The following is a 17,259-nucleotide window of genomic DNA, read 5'->3' as shown; positions in this document are numbered from 1 at the left end:
CTGCAAAATACGGCATCAAATGCTTTGTTGGTGGGCTTTAAGTTACGGATTCAGGATTATAGCTATGCAGGGTGGGCAACCCGTCTTTTTGGTTTGCCCACGCGGATTATTAATGCCTCTTACCACGTCCGTTGATTTTCGACTTCAATCTGGTCCGCGTGGGCACAAAAAGTGCCCACCCTACCTGCTATCCAGACCTACAAGGGTTTACTTCGCATCTCCTTTGTATGCTACACCCCACTGGCCGGCAAAGAAGCGTTCGCCGATGGCTTTGCGTGCCCGCGCTGCGAGTTCTGCTTCATGGAAATCCTCGTGCAGGCTATCCAGCGGGCCGGCGTAGCCTACGGCGATGACGGCCATGAGGTCGACGCTCTCGGGTATGCCGAAGCTGGCGCGGGTTTTATCCACGTCGAAGCCGCCCATTTGATGCGCCTGTAGTCCCATGGCGGCGGCCTGCAGGCACAGGTTTTCGCTGGCGGCGCCGGTGTCGTACTGTTTCCAGCGGTTGGGTTTGTCGTTGTGGCTGAAGAGCGGTGCGCTGGTGGCCAGTAACAGCACCGGCGCGTTGCCGGCCCACAGTTGATTTCTTTCGGTGAGGCAGGCGCGTAATTTTTCCCAGGCGATGCTGTCCTGGGCGCGGTCACACACAATGTACCGCCATGGCTCTTCGCCGAAGCAGGAGGGCGCCCAGCGTGCGGCCTCGATCAGGCTGAGCAGCTGTTGTGGGTTGAGGGTCTGGTCGGCGTCAAAGGCCCGTGGACTCCAGCGCTGGGCAATGAGCTCATGGATGGGTGCGGCACTGTTGGCGGGTTTGTTTGGCATCATGTTCTCCTGAAAATATGGGGTCGTTCTCTGCTCGGACCGATGATCGCTGTGGCCGGCGTTTAGGGCAGATCAAAAAAAAGAAATTCGGTTTGCGTGTTGCTGTCGGTCGGCAGTTCATTCACCAGGTTCAGCTTGCTCTCTTCTACTATAGACACTGCATCACCGGTGTTTAGCACCTGCCGGTTGGCCTGTAGTCCGGCCTGGATCACGTACAGATAATATTTTCGCGCCGGATCAAGGCGGCGCTGCACGGAGGCGCCGCCAGCCAGGCGGCCAAAATACAGCCGGGCATCCTGTTGCAGCCGCATCGCGCCCGCTTGTCCATCGGCGGAGGCCAGCAGGGTCAGCGGCTCGGATATGGTATCCGGCAGGCTACGCTGTTCGTAACTGGGGGTGATGCCGGGGCGGTCGGGTACGATCCAGATCTGTAGAAAGCGCAGCGGCTCATCCGGCGAGGGATTGTATTCGCTGTGGGTGATGCCGGTGCCGGCGCTCATGCGCTGCACCTCACCGGCGTGCAGCCGGCTGACGTGGCCCATGCTGTCCCTGTGTTCAAGGCTGCCCTGCAACACCACGCTGATGATCTCCATGTCGCGGTGTGCATGCTGGGGAAATCCCGCGCCAGGCGCGACCTCATCGTCGTTGATTACCCGCAGCGCGGAAAAGCCCATGTGCTGCGGGTCCACATAATCGGCGAAAGAGAAGCTGTGACGGCTGCGCAGCCAGCCACCGTGTTCCCCGATTCCCCGCTGCTGTGACGGCCTGAGCTGTAACATCTTCTATCTCCTCTCTTGTGCGCGATACGGCTTGCAACAGATTCTCTTGATACGCCCTCAACTCTTTTCTCAATCCTTTTCTCAACACCGCTCTCAATACTTCCCCAACACACGGGCCGGGCTTTGTGCTATTTTCGCCGCTCGGGGCAACATCGGTTCAGATTCATTGCATAGCGATACAGCAGGCCGGCGGCTGCATTAACCGCATACAAATAACCGTAGGAAAAGCGGTATAAAGCCGTGACATGAACACGAGTATAGTGGGCCCGGCAGGCGATAAAAGCAGAACATTTTGCCGGACTCGCTCAAAATATCTGACCAATAAAACCGGCTGTATACCGACGCGCCAACCGATCGACCAACCATCGACAAATGACAGGCTCACCCAGGAAACCGCACCATGAAACTGACCCTCGACGCCCTCAACGTGCTGGATGCCATTGACCGCTGCGGCAGTTTTGCCGCCGCTGCCGAGGAGCTGTTCCGGGTGCCCTCGGCCATCAGTTACACCATGCAGAAGCTGGAACAGGACCTGGATGTGGCGCTGTTTAACCGCGCCGGGCATCGCGCGGTACTGACCCCGGCGGGCCGCACCCTGCTGGAGGAGGGCCGACAGTTACTGACCGCGGCGCATGAGCTGGAGGGCCAGGTCAAACGCATCGCCACCGGTTGGGAATCCGGGCTGCGCATTGCGGTGGATACCATCTTCCCTATCACCACCCTGTTGCCCCTGGTGGAGACGTTTTTCATCCAGCAGGCCTCGGCGAGCGACGGCAGCCCTGCGGATGACCGGCCCCATTTCACCCACAAGGGCACACAGATCCAGTTACAGGAGGAGGTGCTCGGTGGCAGCTGGGACGCGCTGATCTCCAACCGCGCGGATCTAGTGATCGGCGCCAGTGGTGATGGCCCGGCCGATGGCGGTTACAGCAGCCTGTTGCTGGGTGAGTTCGAGATGCAGTTTGCGGTGGCCGTCGACCATCCGCTGGCGGCGATGCCGGAGCCGATCAGCAGCAGCGAGATTTTGCAATACCGCGCGGTGGCGGTAGCCGACAGTTCGCGCGAGCTGCCGCCCCGCAGCATCGGCCTGCTGACCGGCCAGCCGGTGCTCACCGTGCCGAACATGCAATGCAAGCTGGAGGCGCAGATCCAGGGACTGGGGGTGGGCTATCTGCCGCAGCACTGGCTGCGCGAGGCCATCGCCCGGCAGCAACTCGTGGTTAAATCCGTGCAGGGCGTCACCAACACCCCGCGCGTCTACGCCGTGTGGCGCAGCGACAATCACGGCAAGGCGCTACAGTGGTTTATCGAACAGCTGTCGACACCCGGGATTCAAGCTCGCCTTTTCCAGAGCCGCTAATTCCGGGTGTGAATACCGATACCCGCCCCTTTGCCAACCATTTGCAACAGTTTGCCGAGCACCAGCTCAGCGGGGTGTCGATGCGCGACATCCACGCCTCCACGGTACAGCTGTTGCTGAGCACGGTGTTTTTTACCGGCGCCGCCATCGCCATTGCCCGGCGCGCAGACACGCCGAAGAAGATCTACCTGCCCGTATTGCGCCGCCTGCTGATCGACCGCTTTGGGCTCAGCGACGAGCGCGCCGCCGGCATGATCGAATCCAACGCCCGGCTGTATAAACGCTATGTGCTGATCGAAAAGGTCTACCACGCCGGCTGGACTGCCGCCAGTGACCCGCGCCCCGCCGACGCCCAGGCAGCCACCGAGCTCAAGGCGCTGTTGAAAAAATACCAGGATCTCGGCATGTCCGGGCTCAACATCGAGGGCACAAAACAACAGTCCATTGACACCGCTGTGGACGAGGCCGTGCGCCCGGCCGAGGCCGAGGCCGTTTTTGTGCCACCCTCCTCCCACTGGCGACAGAATGCGCTGCTGGTGCTGCTGGTTGTGCTGCTCACCGGGGCGGGCTACCTGCTGTTTTTCACCGAGTACTTTGCCGGCCTCGGCGCAACGCTGGGGGCGATCGCCGAAACACTGAGGGAAACGCTAGGGACAACGCTGGGCGAAACGCTCGACAAAATCATAAAAACCGTCAGCGCGTTCGTCACAGAGACGCTTCTCTCACTCAACCGCTAGTGTGGTGCTTCATATAAAACGTGCATTTAGAAAGCCACTCAAGGCGCGAGTGCACCAACAGTAGGCGCTTTAGGCGAGGCGCAGACCGCCGGGAATGTCGGCTACCTTTCCAAGGTCTGCACCAACAGTAGGCGCTTTAGGCGACGCGGCAATCGCGCCTTGAGTGGCTTCCCGCAGGGCGAGATAGAATCTTTAGGGCCCACCTCAAGTCTATCTCGTCTGAGTGTGCGTTTTATATGAAGCACCACACTAGGAGCCTGTCACTGTTAACGCCGCCTGCGCTACACTGTTGGTAGAAGAATGCCGTGTCTGACCACGGCCTACAGCAACAGGACCACAAGATGACTCATCGCCTGCGCCGGCTGCTGATTATTAGCGCGCTTATCGCCATTGCCATCGCCCTGGCCTGGTACTGGTCGCGACCCAACCCGGTGCTGGTGAGGGTCCAGACGGTGGAACGGGGCAGTATCCAGTCCAGCGTGGCCAATACCCGGGCCGGCAGCGTCGAGGCCTGCCGCCGCGCCAGACTCACCCCCTCCGTTGGCGGCCTTATCGCCGAGCTGCCCATCAAACAGGGGGACCAGGTCAAAACTGGCCAGTTATTGTTAGCCCTGTGGAATCAAGATCTCACCGCCCAGGTGACACTGGCAGAGCGCGAGGCGGCGGCAGCGGCGGCGCGGGCCAGGGAGGCCTGCACCACCGCCGAGGTGGCCCGCCACGAGGCCAACCGGCTGAAAAGCCTGCGCCAGCAAAACCTTGCCTCCGAGGATGACTACGAGCGGGCGGCGGGCAACGCCCGGGCCCGCGCCGCCGCCTGCGAGGCGACCCAGGAGTCCCGGCGTGTGGCCCAGGCCCGGATTGATGTCGCCAACAAAAATCTGCAACGCACGATACTGCTCGCCCCGTTTGATGGCACGGTGGCCGAGATCAACGGTGAGCTGGGCGAGTTTGTCACCCCCTCGCCGCCCGGCATCCCCACCCTGCCGGCGGTGGATATCATCGACACCCAGTGCCTGTATATCTCCGCGCCCATCGATGAGGTCGACGCCGCCAAGGTGCAGCTGGGGCAGCCGGCGCGCATCACCCTGGACGCCTTCTCCAATCAGAGTTTTGAGGGCCGGGTGCGGCGAATTGCGCCCTATGTACTGGAATACGAAAAGCAGGCCCGTACCGTCGATGTGGAGGCCGAATTCGTCCATCCCCAGGATTTCGACACGCTGCTGGCCGGTTACAGCGCCGATCTGGAGATCATCCTTGAGACCCGTGACGATGTGCTGTACATCCCCACCGAGGCAGTGATGGAGGGCAATCGCGTGCTGGTATTTTCCGCCGCGGACCAGAAGTTGCACGCGCGCAACATTGAGATCGGCATAGCTAACTGGAAATTGACCGAGGTTCGCAGCGGGCTTGAACTGGGCGAGCAGGTGGTGACCAGCGTCGACCGGGAAGGCGTGGAGGATGGCGCGCTGGCGAAACTGGAATGAGCATTATCCAGTTAGACAATATTCAACGCGTGTTTCAGGTTGGCGACCAGCAGGTACATGCCCTGCGCGATATCAACCTGACGGTTGAGGCCGGGGAATACATCTCCATCATGGGCCCGTCGGGCTCGGGAAAATCGACCCTGCTGAACATGATTGGCCTGCTTGACCAACCCACTGATGGACACTACCAGTTAGACGGCCAGGACGTCACCACCCTCTCCGATCATCAGCAGGCGCGCATGCGACGCGAAAAGATCGGCTTTGTCTTCCAGTTCTTTCATCTGGTGCCGCGCCTTACCGCCGCGCAGAACATCGCCCTGCCGCTGGTGCTGGCCGGCATGGATGAACAACAGCGCAGCCAGAAGGTGCAGCTGGCGCTGGAACAGATGGATATCGCCGATCGCGCCCATCACCGCCCCGACCAGCTCTCCGGCGGCCAGCGGCAGCGTGTCGCCATCGCCCGGGCCACGGTCATCAACCCGGCGCTGATCCTGGCGGATGAGCCGACCGGCAATCTCGACAGCAGCTCCGGTATCGAGGTGGTGAAGATCCTCGAACAGCTCAACGCCAACGGGCTCACCCTGCTGGTGGTCACGCATGACGAGTCGCTGGGCCGGCGCGCCCACCGACGCCTGCACATGGTGGACGGCGCGATCGAGAGTGACACGACACAACAGCACCCTGCGGAGACAGTCGGGTGAAAGTGCGCGACGCCACCCGCTTTGCCTTCGACGCCCTGCGTGGCTATCGCACCCGTACCCTGCTGATGCTGCTGGCGATGAGCATCGGCGTCGCCTCGGTGCTGGTGCTGACCTCGCTGGGGGAGGCGGCCAGGCGCTACGTCACCGGCGAGTTCTCCTCCCTGGGCACCAACCTGATCATTGTCCTGCCGGGAAAGTCCGAGACCATCGGCGGTGGCCCGGCCGGATTTTTTACCGACACCCCGCGCGACCTCACCCTCAACGACGCCCTGGCCGTCTCGCGCTCGTCGCTGGTCCGACACATGGCGCCGATTAATGTCGGCGCCGCGCCGATCTCCGCCAGGGGGCTGGAACGCGACATCACCATTGTCGGTTCAAGCGCGGCGCTGATGAAGGTGCGACACCTCGAGCTGACCCGCGGTCGTTTCCTGCCGGAGGGCGACATCGACCGCGCCGATTTTGTGACGGTGCTGGGCGGCGAGCTCAAGCAGGATCTGTTTGGCGCGCAAAATGCGCTGGGTGAATGGGTGCGCATCGGTGACCGACGCTTTCGGGTGATCGGCATCATGGCCTCGGAGGGGCGCACCTTTGACATCGACACTGCAAACGTCGCCTTCATCCCGGTCGCCGCGGCACAGATGCTGTTTAACACCGCCTCGCTGTTTCGCATCCTGGTGGACGCCCGCAGCCGCGAGGCGCTGCCGCGCGCCATCGAACATGTCCGCAACACCCTGCGCGAACGGCATCAGGGCGAGGAGGACGTCACTATCATCACCCAGGATGCGGTGCTTGACACTTTCGACAGGGTGTTCAACGCGCTCACCCTCACCGTGGCCGGTATCGCCAGCATCAGTCTGGCCGTCGCCGGTATCCTGATCATGAACGTGATGCTGGTGGCGGTGTCGCAGCGTACCACGGAGATCGGTCTTTTGAAGGCGCTGGGGGCGCCCCGGCGACAGATCGTGCAGTTGATCATGACCGAGGCCGCCCTGTTGTCGATGCTGGGCGCCGGGCTGGGAGTGCTGATCGGCCAGCTCGGTAACGGGGTGATCGGCTATTTTTATCCGGCCCTGCCGGTGGGCGCACCCTGGTGGGCCTTTGTCGCCTCCATCGGCGTGGCGCTGGGCACGGGCCTGTTGTTTTCACTGTTGCCGGCCCGGCGTGCGGCCCGGCTGGACCCGGTGCAGGCACTGGCGCGGCACTGACGCGACAGTGACTACTCAGCGTTAGAATCCATGCTCCTTCGAGATCACATCCAGCTCACCGGCTCATCGATTGTTGCCCACCGCATGCGCAGCGGGCTGACGATTCTGGGCATTGCCGTGGGCATCGGTGCAGTGGTGTTGCTGACCTCCATCGGGGAGGGCATCCACCGTTTTGTGCTCAGCGAATTCACCCAGTTCGGCACCACCCTGATCGGTATCAATCCCGGCAAGTCCACCACCCTCGGTACGCCGATGGGCATCATGGGCACGGTGCGGCCGCTCAGCATCGAGGATGCCGAGGCCCTGCGGCGGGTGCCGCGCGCCCGTACCGTAGTGGCGGCGACCCAGGGCAATGCCGAGGTGAAGGTGGCCAACAAGACCCGCCGCACCACCGTGTTTGGCATGGGGCCCGATATGCCCGAGGCCTTTTCCATGCGCGTGCGGCTGGGGCAGTTCCTGCCGCAGGATGACCCGCGCACGCCGCGCGCCTTTGCGGTGCTGGGCAGCACCCTGCAGCGGGAGCTGTTTGGCACCACCAATCCGCTGGGCGAACACATCCGCGTCGGCGGCGAGCGCTATCGCATCGTCGGGGTGATGGAGAGCAAGGGTCAGGTGCTGGGCATGGATCTGGATGACACGGTGTACATCCCTGCCGCGCGCGCCCTGTCGCTGTTCAATCGCGAGGGGCTGATGGAGATCGATGTGCTGTATGAGGAAGGCGCCGATGTCGATGAGGTGGTCGCGGCGATCAAACGCATCCTCATCAATCGCCACGGCCGGGAGGATTTCACCATCACCACCCAGGAGCAGATGATGGAGGTGCTGGGCAATGTGCTCAATGTGCTGACCTTCGCGGTGGCGGCACTGGGCAGTATTTCACTGCTGGTGGGCGGCATCGGCATCTTCACCATCATGACCATCGCCACCAACGAACGCACCGGGGAGATCGGCCTGTTGCGGGCGCTGGGCGCCGAGCGTCAGCAGGTCGGTTCGCTGTTTCTGGGGGAGGCCGCGGTGCTGGCAGGTATCGGCGGCATCGTCGGCCTGCTACTGGGGGTGGGAGGTGCGCAGTTGCTGACCCTGGCGTTGCCCGGCCTGCCGGTGCATACCCCCTGGGTGTATGTGGTCGCGGCGGAGGCGCTGGCGGTGATGATCGGTCTGCTGGCCGGCGTGGTGCCGGCCCAGCGCGCGGCGCGGCTGGATCCGGTGGAGGCCTTGCGTGCCGAGTGACTACGCGGTGGTGAGATTGACCACGCCGTGCAGGAGTCCCTCGATCACCGCCAGGGTCTCCCGTAGCTGCGCGGAACGCATGTGCTCGTTGGCCTCAAAATCAAATTCCACGCCACAGCGGTAATGGTTTTCCATGCGCGTGGCGTAACGCACAATACCCACCACCGAGGCCGCCGTGTGCTGGTCCTTGCTCAGCTCAAACACCACGGGCTGCCCGGGGATGAGTGGTTGTGAATGCCGAAACGCCAGCCCCGTCGCATTAAAATTGAGGGGAGTGACCTGCACCTGATCGGCGATCAGGCCCAGCAGGCGGGTACGGTGCAGGCGGGCGTGCAGGCTGCCGACGCCGTAACGGGCGAGTTTCCTTCGACGACGCGTTGATTTCATAATCTGTAATGCTCCATTGATGCCCCCATGAATACCTCCTTCTATGGCGGTAACAATATCGTCCGCTGAGACAAAAAATGCAGCGACTCGCGCACAGTTCAGCGGTTTACAGAACAGGACAGCGATGTGACGATGCGCCCACAGCCCTTGCCTTTACGCCAGCGGGCGGCTAGTTTCTAATCCTTTACATTAAACATGTTGCATTAGCACTTGAGGTCCATCGGGCATGCCCCAACTTATTCCTGTGTTCCGTGCCGCGCGCCTGATCGGCGTGTCACGCGGCACACTACAGCGTAAAATTCACGACCAGAAGCTCGCCACCTTCGAGGGCAAGATTCGCATCGATGATCTGTTGGCGCTGTTCCCTGATACCGAACTGCAACATGACTCCGAATATGAACGGGTCCAGTACATCAAAAAACATGCCTTTGCCCGACGGGTACGCGAGCACCTGTTGCCCAGCGCCGATGTACTGACGGAACGCGTTGCAGAACTGGGACGGGAACTGGCCGCCACCCGTGCCCACCTGGCACAATACCAGACCATTCTGGAACAGATCAGCCTGCGCCTGCGTGACCTCGGCGAGGCGCCCAGCAAAAAGGCCATCGACGGTTTATTGCACTGGACAGTGGGCATCCTGTCGGAACCGGCAACACCCAATGATCCCCGCAACGATCTATTCGCCAACGATACGGTACTGCGCATTATGGCTGCACACATCAAAATCCAGCCCAGCAATCATGAGTTCTGGTTGGAGGGCAACAATTCCATCCTGGACGCCGGCATACGCTCCGGGCTGGCGCTGAACTATGGCTGCACCAATGGCAACTGCGGACTGTGTAAGGCGCGCGTGATCAGCGGTGAGGTCAAAAAGACACGCCAGCACGACTACGTGCTCAGCGAGGCCGAAAAAAACATGCAGTACGTGCTGATGTGCTCCTGCACAGCAGTGACGGATGTGGTGCTCGAGGCCCTGGAGGCCAGCGACGAAAGCGACATCCCCAGCCAGGAAATCGTCACCCGGGTGAAGGGCATTAGCCGGCCCACCGACAAGATACTCATCATGCACCTGCAGACGCCGCGCATACAGCGACTGCGATTCCTGGCCGGTCAATCCGTGACCCTGACACTGGGCGACAACCTCAGCGCGGAGCTTGCCATTGCCAGCTGCCCCTGCGATGACCGCAATCTTCTGTTTCATATCCCCTGCGATAACGACTCGCCCTTTGTCACGGCAGTATCAAATAACCTCAAAAAGACAGACGAGGTCACCCTCACCGGGCCACATGGCAGTTTTCTGTTTAACCACGAGTCGCAACGTCCACAGCGCTACCTTGCCTATGGCGCGGGTTTTGCGCCGATCAAGAGCCTCATCGAACACGCCATGGCGCTGGAGATCCCCGCCAGCATGGATCTGTTCTGGGTCGTCGAGCGAAAAGAAGACCTGTATCTGCATAATCTGTGTCGGGCCTGGGACGACGCCCTGGAGGACTTTCACTATCATCCTGTTGTTGCCGAAGATGGCGCCGAAGGTGGAGCCGGAGATGGTGTTGAACAGCTGCTGGGCCAGCCGACCGCGCTTGACGCAGCCGACGTGTATATCGCCGGACCCGGGCATCTTGTCGAGCAGGCCGCAAACCGGCTGCTGGCGGCGGGCCTGCCCAAGGCCCAGCTGATCACCACGGCCATTGATGACTGAACCACTGCGGTCAAGGCCCCCTAGATACTATTGAGTCACATGAAAAGGATACCCTTCAATCAAGACACGCTGAAATTACATCCATGTACGCTCGACAGCAGCATCCCTGCTGCTGACGGTCTTGATTGAAGGGTATCCTTTCCATGCGCCTTGTTAGTAAAACAGCGAAGCAGATAAAAGGAAGGAACCCACGGTGGCGCTAAAGATTTCCCAGAATGTCTCCATCCCCGAGGAGGAGATCGAACTCACGGCGATTCGGGCGCAGGGCGCCGGCGGGCAGAACGTCAACAAGGTCGCCTCGGCGATTCACCTGCGATTTGACATCAATGCCGCCTCCCTGCCCGATTTCTACAAGAGCCGCTTACTGAATCTGTCCGACCGGCGGATCAGCAAGGAGGGGGTGATTGTCATCAAGGCACAGCGCTTTCGCACCCAGGAAAAAAACCGCGAGGATGCCCTCGAACGCCTGCGGGAGTTGATCCAGAGTGTCGCCGCGACGCAAAAACCCAGACGCCCTACCCAGCCCACCAAGGGCTCCCGGCAGCGACGCATGGACAGCAAGACGCAGCGTGGCAAGACCAAGGCGCTGCGGGGACGGATCGAGGATTAATAACGGGGCGCGGTCAAGGCCGCTACGTGACGTGGAGCCAGAACGGCCGGTCTTATTCCGCAATAGTCAGCAGAATATTGTCGATAAGGCGCGCCTCGCCCAGCCAGGCCGCGACCAGCATCACCAGCTCACGATCCTGATCACTGGCAGGCAGCAAGTCCTGCTGGCGTCGCAGCTCGACATATTCCGGCCGAAACCCGGCCTCACTCAGACGCGCACTGGCCTGCGCCTGAATTGCCGCGAGGTCTCTATCACCGGAGGCTATTTGCTGTTGTGCCCGGAGCAGGGTTTGATACAGCACGGCGGCATGTTCACGCTCCTCCGCAGAGAGATACTGATTGCGCGAACTCATGGCCAGGCCACTTTGTTCCCGCACCGTGGGCAGGCCGATGATCTCGACGGGGAAACACAGGTCGGCGGCCAGACGACGGATCACCTGTAACTGCTGATAGTCCTTCTCGCCAAATAGGGCGACATCCGGCTGGACCATATTGAACAGCTTGGCGACGATGGTCGCGACCCCCACAAAATGGCCCGGCCGAAATGCGCCACACAGCATGTTGGATATCACGGGGACTTCGACCCGGGTCTCCTGTTCAAAGCCGCCGGGATAGACCTCGGCGACCGAGGGGGAAAACAGTGCATCAGGGGCAGCGTCAAGCATGGAGAGTTTGCGGCGGTCTTCGCTGAAGGTGCGCGGGTAACGGTCAAAGTCACCGCCGCCGGCATCGCCAAACTGCAGGGGATTGACAAAAATACTTACCACCACCCGTTCAGCCTCGGCCCGCGCCTTTTCGACCAACTGCAAATGTCCGGCATGTAGATTGCCCATGGTGGGCACCAGTGCCACACGCTCGCCGGCCTGTCGCCATTGGGCGAGCGTGGCGCGCAGCTCGGCAATCGTCTCGATCGTTTTCATCAGGGGATGATCCTGTCTAAAAGCAGTGCTCTTCGGCGGGGAAACTGCCATCTTTCACCGCCTGCACATAGGCGCGCACGGCGCCACGGATGTCGCCGGACTGCTGGAGAAAATCCCGGGAGAAACGCGGCCGCTTGCCCGGCGTGATGCCCAGCATGTCATACAGCACCAGCACCTGCGCATCACACTGCGGCCCGGCGCCGATGCCAATCACCGGCACCTCGACGGCGGCGGTAATCTCCGCCGCCAGCAATGCCGGCACACACTCTAACAACAAGATGTCGGCCCCGGCATCTTCCATCGCGCGCGCATCGTTCAGCATCGCCTGCGCCTCTTTTTCATTACGGCCCTGCACCTTGTATCCGCCCAGTTTGTTGACCGACTGCGGCAACAGGCCCAGATGGGCGCACACCGGAATGCCATGTTCGGCCAAGTGACGCACCGTTTCCACCATGGGCGCGCCGCCTTCCAGCTTCACCATGTGTGCGCCCCCCTCTTTCATCAGTCGACCGGCACTGGCCAGTGCCTGCATCGGGCTGGCGTAGGTCATGAATGGCATGTCGGCCATCACCAGGGCCCGGTTGTTGACGGCACGCACCGTCTGGGTGTGGTAGATCATGTCGCCCAGCTTCACAGGCAGGGTGCTGTCATGGCCCTGGATCACCATGCCCAGGGAGTCTCCCACCAGCAGGATTTCCACGCCCTCCTGTTCAAGGATCTGGGCGAAGCTGGCGTCATAGGCGGTGAGGCAGGTGATCTTTTCACCGGCCTGTTTCATGTTGCGCAGAGTAGAGGTAGTGATGCGGCTCATGCAGGCATCCTCAGTTGGGTGGATGTTTTGTGTTTAGATCGCTGTATCGAAACGCCGGCCTGAAAATAACGGCCGTTTTCCGGCGTCAGAGATCAAAGGATCCGGGATTAAAATAGTGCCGGCCACTGATGGATTTACTCAGGCGATCCAGCAACAATTTGTAATCCTGATCGTTGTTCACCAGGTCGATGTCGGCGGCGTTGACGATCAACAGCGGCGTTGCCGTGTAGTGATAGAAGAACCGGGTATAGGCCTCGACCAGGCGTTGCAGATAGTTGGTTTCGATAAAGCGTTCGTAATCCCGGCCGCGCTTTTGCACCCGGTTCAGCAGCACATCCACGGGGGCCTGCAGGTAGATCACCAGGTCCGGCTGCGGGGCATCGACAGTGATATTGTCATAGACCTGTTCATAAAGTTTCAGTTCATGGTCGTCCAGGGTGAGCTGGGCAAACAGACGATCCTTTTCCAGGATGAAGTCCGCTACCCGTACCGGCGCAAACATGTCCGACTGGCGCAGCGCCTGGATTTGCTGGGCGCGTTGAAACAGGAAAAACAGCTGGGTGGGCAGGGCCGCGTGGCGGGGGTTGCGATAAAAACGTTCCAGAAAGGGATTTTCTTCCGCCCCCTCCAGCAGCAGTTCGCCACCAAAATCGCCCGCCAGCCGTGTGGCGAGGCTGGTCTTACCCACCCCGATCGGCCCTTCGATGACAATATAACGCGGGATTTCCCCAGAACTCATGGTAGGTCTAACTCTTGTTAGTGATTTAGTTTTTCCAGTCCGTTGCGCGGACAGCTCGCCAGCAGGCTGGCCAGGGTTCCCCGACCGGGGATCTGCAGACGCTCCGTCGGCTCGGTGGCGATCCCGGCCGCGAGCTCGTCCACGACCTCGGCCAGAGGATACAGGACGAAGTTGCGTTCATACAGTCCCGGGTGGGGGACGGTCAGTGTGGGGGTATTGATGCGCCAGTCGGCGTACAGCAGCAGGTCAAGATCCAGGGTCCGCGGGCCCCAGCGCCGGGTGCGTATACGCTGGTGCAGGGCCTCCAGGTGTTGTAGTTCGGTCAGCAGCACGGCGGGCGGCAGGGCGGTTTCCAGGGCGGCGACGGCATTGATATAGTCGGCCTGGTCCTCGGCGCTGTCGCCCGCGGCAACCATCGGCTTACTGCGATACAGGGAGGAGTGGGCCAGGCAGCGGCTCTGCGGCAGGGTCTGCAATTCTGCCAGCGCCTCCTGTACCTGGGTTGCGGGCCGGTCCAGATTGCTGCCCAGCCCCACGTAAGCGATGACCACTATCCGGCGTTGCCCTGGCTGGGTTTTCTGCGCCGACGACGACGCTTTTTGGTGGCCGGTTCTGCGGGGGAGGTTGGCGCCTGCTGCGCCAGGCTGGCGCGGCTGTCGGTATTGAGTTCCTGGTACTGCGTCCACCAGTCCGCCAGCGGTTTGAGCTCGTCTTCACCCGACTCTGCGCGCAGCAGCAGGAAATCGTACGCGGCGCGAAAGCGGGTCTGTTCGAACAGGCGCTCCGCCCGCTTGCCATTACGGCGTTTCAGTCGCGCCTGCATCACCCAGATCTCACGCGTCTGCAGGCTGAAGCGTTTGGGCAGGGCGACGCGCTGCACCTGCGCGGCGATCACCGACTCACTGGCGATCTGCAGTGACTGGATCTCACTGACGCCCTCGGCCTGCAGGGCGAGGGCCTGCTCGCGCACCGGCTCCCACAGCAAGATGGCAAACAGGAAGGCCGGGGTAACGGGCTTGCCGGCGGACACCCGCTCGTCGGTGTTAAACAGACCCCTGGACACCAGCATGTGTGGAAAGCCGTGCTCCTGTCGAGACAGCGCGTCATCGGTCATCTCGAACAGATAACGGAACAGGTCGTAGTGGCGCAGCAGCTCGAAGGTCTCCAGTGCATAACCGGTCATGAACAGCTTGAGGATCTCATCGAACAGGCGCGCCGGTGGCACGGCCTCCAGGCGCTCACCCAGTTCGGTCAGGGGTAACTCGGAGTCGGCATGGATACGGAAACCCAGCTTGGCGGCAAAGCGTACCGCACGCAGCATCCGCACCGGGTCTTCCTGATAACGCTGACGGGCGTCACCGATGATGCGCAGCAGGCCGTTTTCCAGGTCGTCGAGACCGCCGGTGTAATCCACCACGGAGAAGTCGCTGATGTCGTAGTACAGGGAGTTGATGGTGAAATCGCGACGCCAGGCATCCTCTTCCAGGCTGCCGTAGACGTTGTCGCGCAGAATCATGCCGTCTTCAATACGGCCCTGCTCGGTGTTTTCTTCCTCGTGGGTGCCGCGGAAGGTGGCGACCTCGATGATCTCGCGGCCGAAGCGCACATGCACCAACTTGAAACGGCGGCCGATCAGGCGGCTGTTGCGAAACAGCTCGTTGACCGCCTCGGGGTGGGCGTCGGTGGCCACATCAAAATCCTTGGGCTCCCGTCCCAGCAGCAGATCCCGCACCCCGCCGCCCACCAGGAAGGCCTGGAAGCCCGCCGCCCTGAGCCGGTACAGCACCTTCAGCGCCGCCTCATTAATATTCGCGCGGGTAATGATGTGCTCCGGCCGGGAGATGATGCGAGGGGAGCCGGGTTTGTCTGTCAGTTCTATAGTCAATGGATAATCGTTCTTGAGCAATCTGTAATGGCGCGTATAATACCACCTCTCTCGGCTTTCGGCTGGAGAAATCTGTAGTCCATGCGCTCCCTTCGTCTAGTGGTTAGGACACTGGCCTCTCACGCCGGTAACAGGGGTTCGAGTCCCCTAGGGAGCGCCATTCTACATTCGCTGCAGATTTCACTGCAGAGCAGGCCGCAAAATACCGCCGCGCCTGAATGCCTCAGCCCCTTCAGTCATATCCCCGCCCAAGAAAATCCTCGCCATCGCCAGCCCGAATATTGCCGTTCATTGCACGCCAAACTGCTGCACAACCGCACGCAGATGACTGGCCTCGGCGCTCAGTTCCCGCATTGAGCTGGCGGTATCCTCGGAAATAGCCGTGGTCTGTTGCGCCAGCGAACTGATATTGACGACATTGCGATTGATCTCCTCCGACACGGCGCTCTGTTCCTCCGCGGCGGTGGCGATCTGGGTATTCATGGCATTGATCGACTGCACCACGCCCGAGATACTGGCCAGACTCTCTGCCAGGATCTCTACCTGCTCGGCATTTTCCCGCGCCCCGCCCTGCGCCTTTTGCATGGCCTGCACCGCATCTCGCGCCTCGGCCTGCAGGCGGGAAATCATGCCGTTGATCTCCTCGGTAGATTGCTGGGTACGAGAGGCCAGGGTGCGCACCTCATCGGCCACCACGGCAAAGCCGCGCCCGGCGTCACCGGCCCGCGCTGCCTCGATCGCGGCATTCAGGGCCAGCAGATTCGTTTGCTCGGCGATACCCCGTATCACCTCTAGCACCGTGCCGACACTGTTTGATTCCTGTTCCAGATTCGCGATCACACCGGCGGCCTGCTCTACTTCCTCGACCAGTGCATCAATACCACAAATAGCGACCGTGGCGGCCAATGCGCCCTCCTTCGCCACCTCATCGGCACCGTGCGCCAGTTCGGCCGCCTGAGCGGTATTGCGGGCCACCTCCTGCACCGTGGCCGACATCTCATTCACGGCGGTGGCGACCTGATCTATTTCCAGTTGCTGCGCGGCGATACCCTGATTGGTTGCCTCTACCGCCTCGCTGGTGGTGGAGGTAATACCATCCAGCTCGCCCACCGCGGAATCGATACGCCAAACCACAGTCGTCAACTGCGACTGAAGGGCCTTAATCGCCACCTGCAGCTGGCCCAGTTCATCATCACGCCCGGCATACACATGCCGGGCGATGGCGTTATCAAAAATTTTGTGACTGTCCCTGGCGGCCTGCTCCCAGGGACGCGCCACCAGCTTGGCCGCCACCACACCACCCACCATGGTGGCAAGGCCGGCCAGCGACAGGGCCGTTAACTTGGTCACCGGCAACAGCGCCAAAATGGCCAGCGGCGGGATCAGCGTGCACAGAAAGGCAAAATAGATCTTGCCCATCAGCCCCACCCGGAGCCTGCTACGTTGCTGCTGCAAGAAAGACACACCGCTGTTGATCCGCCGATAAAGCGTCTCGGCATTTTTCACATGCGCCTTGTGCGGCTTGGATCGCACCGACTGATAGCCCGTGACCTGACCTGCCTCGATAATCGGCGTCACATAGGCGTCCACCCAATAGTAGTCACCATTCTTACAGCGGTTTTTGACGATGCCCATCCATGGCTTACCCTGCTGAAGGGTTGCCCAGAGGTCGGCAAAGGCTGCTGGCGGCATATCCGGATGGCGCACGACATTGTGGCTCTTGCCGATCAACTCCTGCTCCGGGAAACCGGCAATGGCTTTGAAGTCTGCATTGACCGAGGTGGTGATTCCCTTCAGATCCGTTGTCGACACAATGTGCATATCACGCGGATAATCATTTTCTATTCCGGTGACGGGAAAATTCTTTTTCATTCTCTATAACTCCTGACTA

Annotated in this window: 17 protein-coding genes and 1 tRNA gene; 9 read left to right on the top strand and 9 right to left on the bottom strand. The window is 61.2% G+C overall.

Annotated features, from left to right (window positions below; genetic code table 11):
* Positions 1-207: 207 nt before the first annotated feature.
* Together RRB22_08500 and RRB22_08495 are read right to left on the bottom strand one after the other, a co-directional pair.
* Positions 208-822: a nitroreductase family protein gene (locus RRB22_08500; GenBank protein MDT8384441.1), complete on the bottom strand. Its 615-nt coding sequence runs from the start codon at positions 820-822 to the stop codon at positions 208-210.
* 62 nt (positions 823-884) lie between these two features.
* The gene (locus RRB22_08495) at positions 885-1,601 is read right to left on the bottom strand and encodes a pirin family protein (GenBank protein MDT8384440.1); all 717 of its coding nucleotides are present in this window, start codon (positions 1,599-1,601) and stop codon (positions 885-887) included.
* 400 nt (positions 1,602-2,001) lie between these two features.
* Between RRB22_08495 and RRB22_08490 the strand changes: the two genes are divergently transcribed.
* From RRB22_08490 to RRB22_08465, 6 genes are all read left to right on the top strand, one after another.
* The gene (locus RRB22_08490; GenBank protein MDT8384439.1) at positions 2,002-2,961 is read left to right on the top strand and encodes a LysR family transcriptional regulator; all 960 of its coding nucleotides are present in this window, start codon (positions 2,002-2,004) and stop codon (positions 2,959-2,961) included.
* A gap of 8 nt (positions 2,962-2,969) precedes the next feature.
* The gene (locus RRB22_08485) at positions 2,970-3,698 is read left to right on the top strand and encodes a hypothetical protein (protein ID MDT8384438.1); all 729 of its coding nucleotides are present in this window, start codon (positions 2,970-2,972) and stop codon (positions 3,696-3,698) included.
* 305 nt (positions 3,699-4,003) lie between these two features.
* On the top strand, positions 4,004-5,182 hold the full coding sequence (locus RRB22_08480) for an efflux RND transporter periplasmic adaptor subunit (GenBank protein ID MDT8384437.1): 1,179 nt from the start codon (positions 4,004-4,006) through the stop codon (positions 5,180-5,182).
* A complete protein-coding gene (locus RRB22_08475) occupies positions 5,179-5,883 on the top strand; it encodes an ABC transporter ATP-binding protein (GenBank protein ID MDT8384436.1) in 705 nt (234 codons plus the stop codon). The genes RRB22_08480 and RRB22_08475 overlap by 4 nt, the downstream gene beginning before the upstream one ends.
* Positions 5,880-7,088 (top strand): ABC transporter permease, encoded by a 1,209-nt coding sequence (locus tag RRB22_08470; GenBank protein ID MDT8384435.1) that lies wholly within the window; start codon positions 5,880-5,882, stop codon positions 7,086-7,088. The genes RRB22_08475 and RRB22_08470 overlap by 4 nt, the downstream gene beginning before the upstream one ends.
* 30 nt (positions 7,089-7,118) lie before the next feature.
* On the top strand, positions 7,119-8,318 hold the full coding sequence (locus RRB22_08465; GenBank protein MDT8384434.1) for an ABC transporter permease: 1,200 nt from the start codon (positions 7,119-7,121) through the stop codon (positions 8,316-8,318).
* Here the strand turns inward: RRB22_08465 and RRB22_08460 are convergent, their stop codons facing one another.
* Positions 8,319-8,705 carry a PilZ domain-containing protein gene (locus tag RRB22_08460; protein ID MDT8384433.1) on the bottom strand — a complete coding sequence of 129 codons (387 nt, stop codon included), beginning with the start codon at positions 8,703-8,705 and terminating at the stop codon, positions 8,319-8,321. It lies immediately after the preceding gene.
* Between the two features lie 226 nt (positions 8,706-8,931).
* On the opposite strand from RRB22_08460, the gene RRB22_08455 reads away from it, so the two are divergent.
* Both RRB22_08455 and arfB read left to right on the top strand, forming a co-directional pair.
* Complete coding sequence (locus tag RRB22_08455) at positions 8,932-10,404, top strand: 2Fe-2S iron-sulfur cluster-binding protein (protein MDT8384432.1); 1,473 nt, start codon at positions 8,932-8,934, stop codon at positions 10,402-10,404.
* A gap of 193 nt (positions 10,405-10,597) precedes the next feature.
* Positions 10,598-11,014: an alternative ribosome rescue aminoacyl-tRNA hydrolase ArfB gene (gene arfB, locus RRB22_08450; GenBank protein ID MDT8384431.1), complete on the top strand. Its 417-nt coding sequence runs from the start codon at positions 10,598-10,600 to the stop codon at positions 11,012-11,014.
* A gap of 52 nt (positions 11,015-11,066) precedes the next feature.
* Here arfB and panC read toward each other — a convergent pair whose 3' ends face one another.
* The 5 genes from panC to pcnB form a co-directional block, all read right to left on the bottom strand.
* Positions 11,067-11,933, bottom strand: a complete 867-nt coding sequence (gene panC / locus RRB22_08445; protein ID MDT8384430.1) for a pantoate--beta-alanine ligase — start codon at positions 11,931-11,933, stop codon at positions 11,067-11,069.
* A gap of 16 nt (positions 11,934-11,949) precedes the next feature.
* Entirely contained in the window at positions 11,950-12,744 is a 795-nt protein-coding gene (gene panB, locus RRB22_08440) for a 3-methyl-2-oxobutanoate hydroxymethyltransferase (protein MDT8384429.1), read from the bottom strand.
* Between the two features lie 85 nt (positions 12,745-12,829).
* Positions 12,830-13,483, bottom strand: coding sequence for a deoxynucleoside kinase (locus RRB22_08435; protein ID MDT8384428.1), 654 nt, complete (start codon positions 13,481-13,483; stop codon positions 12,830-12,832).
* Positions 13,484-13,500: 17 nt separating this feature from the next.
* Positions 13,501-14,034, bottom strand: coding sequence for a 2-amino-4-hydroxy-6-hydroxymethyldihydropteridine diphosphokinase (gene folK, locus RRB22_08430; protein MDT8384427.1), 534 nt, complete (start codon positions 14,032-14,034; stop codon positions 13,501-13,503).
* A complete protein-coding gene (gene pcnB / locus RRB22_08425; GenBank protein MDT8384426.1) occupies positions 14,034-15,368 on the bottom strand; it encodes a polynucleotide adenylyltransferase PcnB in 1,335 nt (444 codons plus the stop codon). The genes folK and pcnB overlap by 1 nt, the downstream gene beginning before the upstream one ends.
* 85 nt (positions 15,369-15,453) lie before the next feature.
* Between pcnB and RRB22_08420 the strand changes: the two genes are divergently transcribed.
* Positions 15,454-15,528 (top strand) — tRNA-Glu (locus RRB22_08420).
* Between the two features lie 128 nt (positions 15,529-15,656).
* Here the strand turns inward: RRB22_08420 and RRB22_08415 are convergent.
* Positions 15,657-17,240: a PAS domain-containing methyl-accepting chemotaxis protein gene (locus RRB22_08415; GenBank protein MDT8384425.1), complete on the bottom strand. Its 1,584-nt coding sequence runs from the start codon at positions 17,238-17,240 to the stop codon at positions 15,657-15,659.
* Positions 17,241-17,259 lie beyond the last annotated feature (19 nt).

It is taken from the genome of Gammaproteobacteria bacterium, assembly GCA_032250735.1.
GTDB lineage: Bacteria > Pseudomonadota > Gammaproteobacteria > SZUA-152 > SZUA-152 > SZUA-152.
Note: the sequence above shows the minus strand (reverse complement) of the source record. Positions and strands in the feature narration are given on the sequence as shown.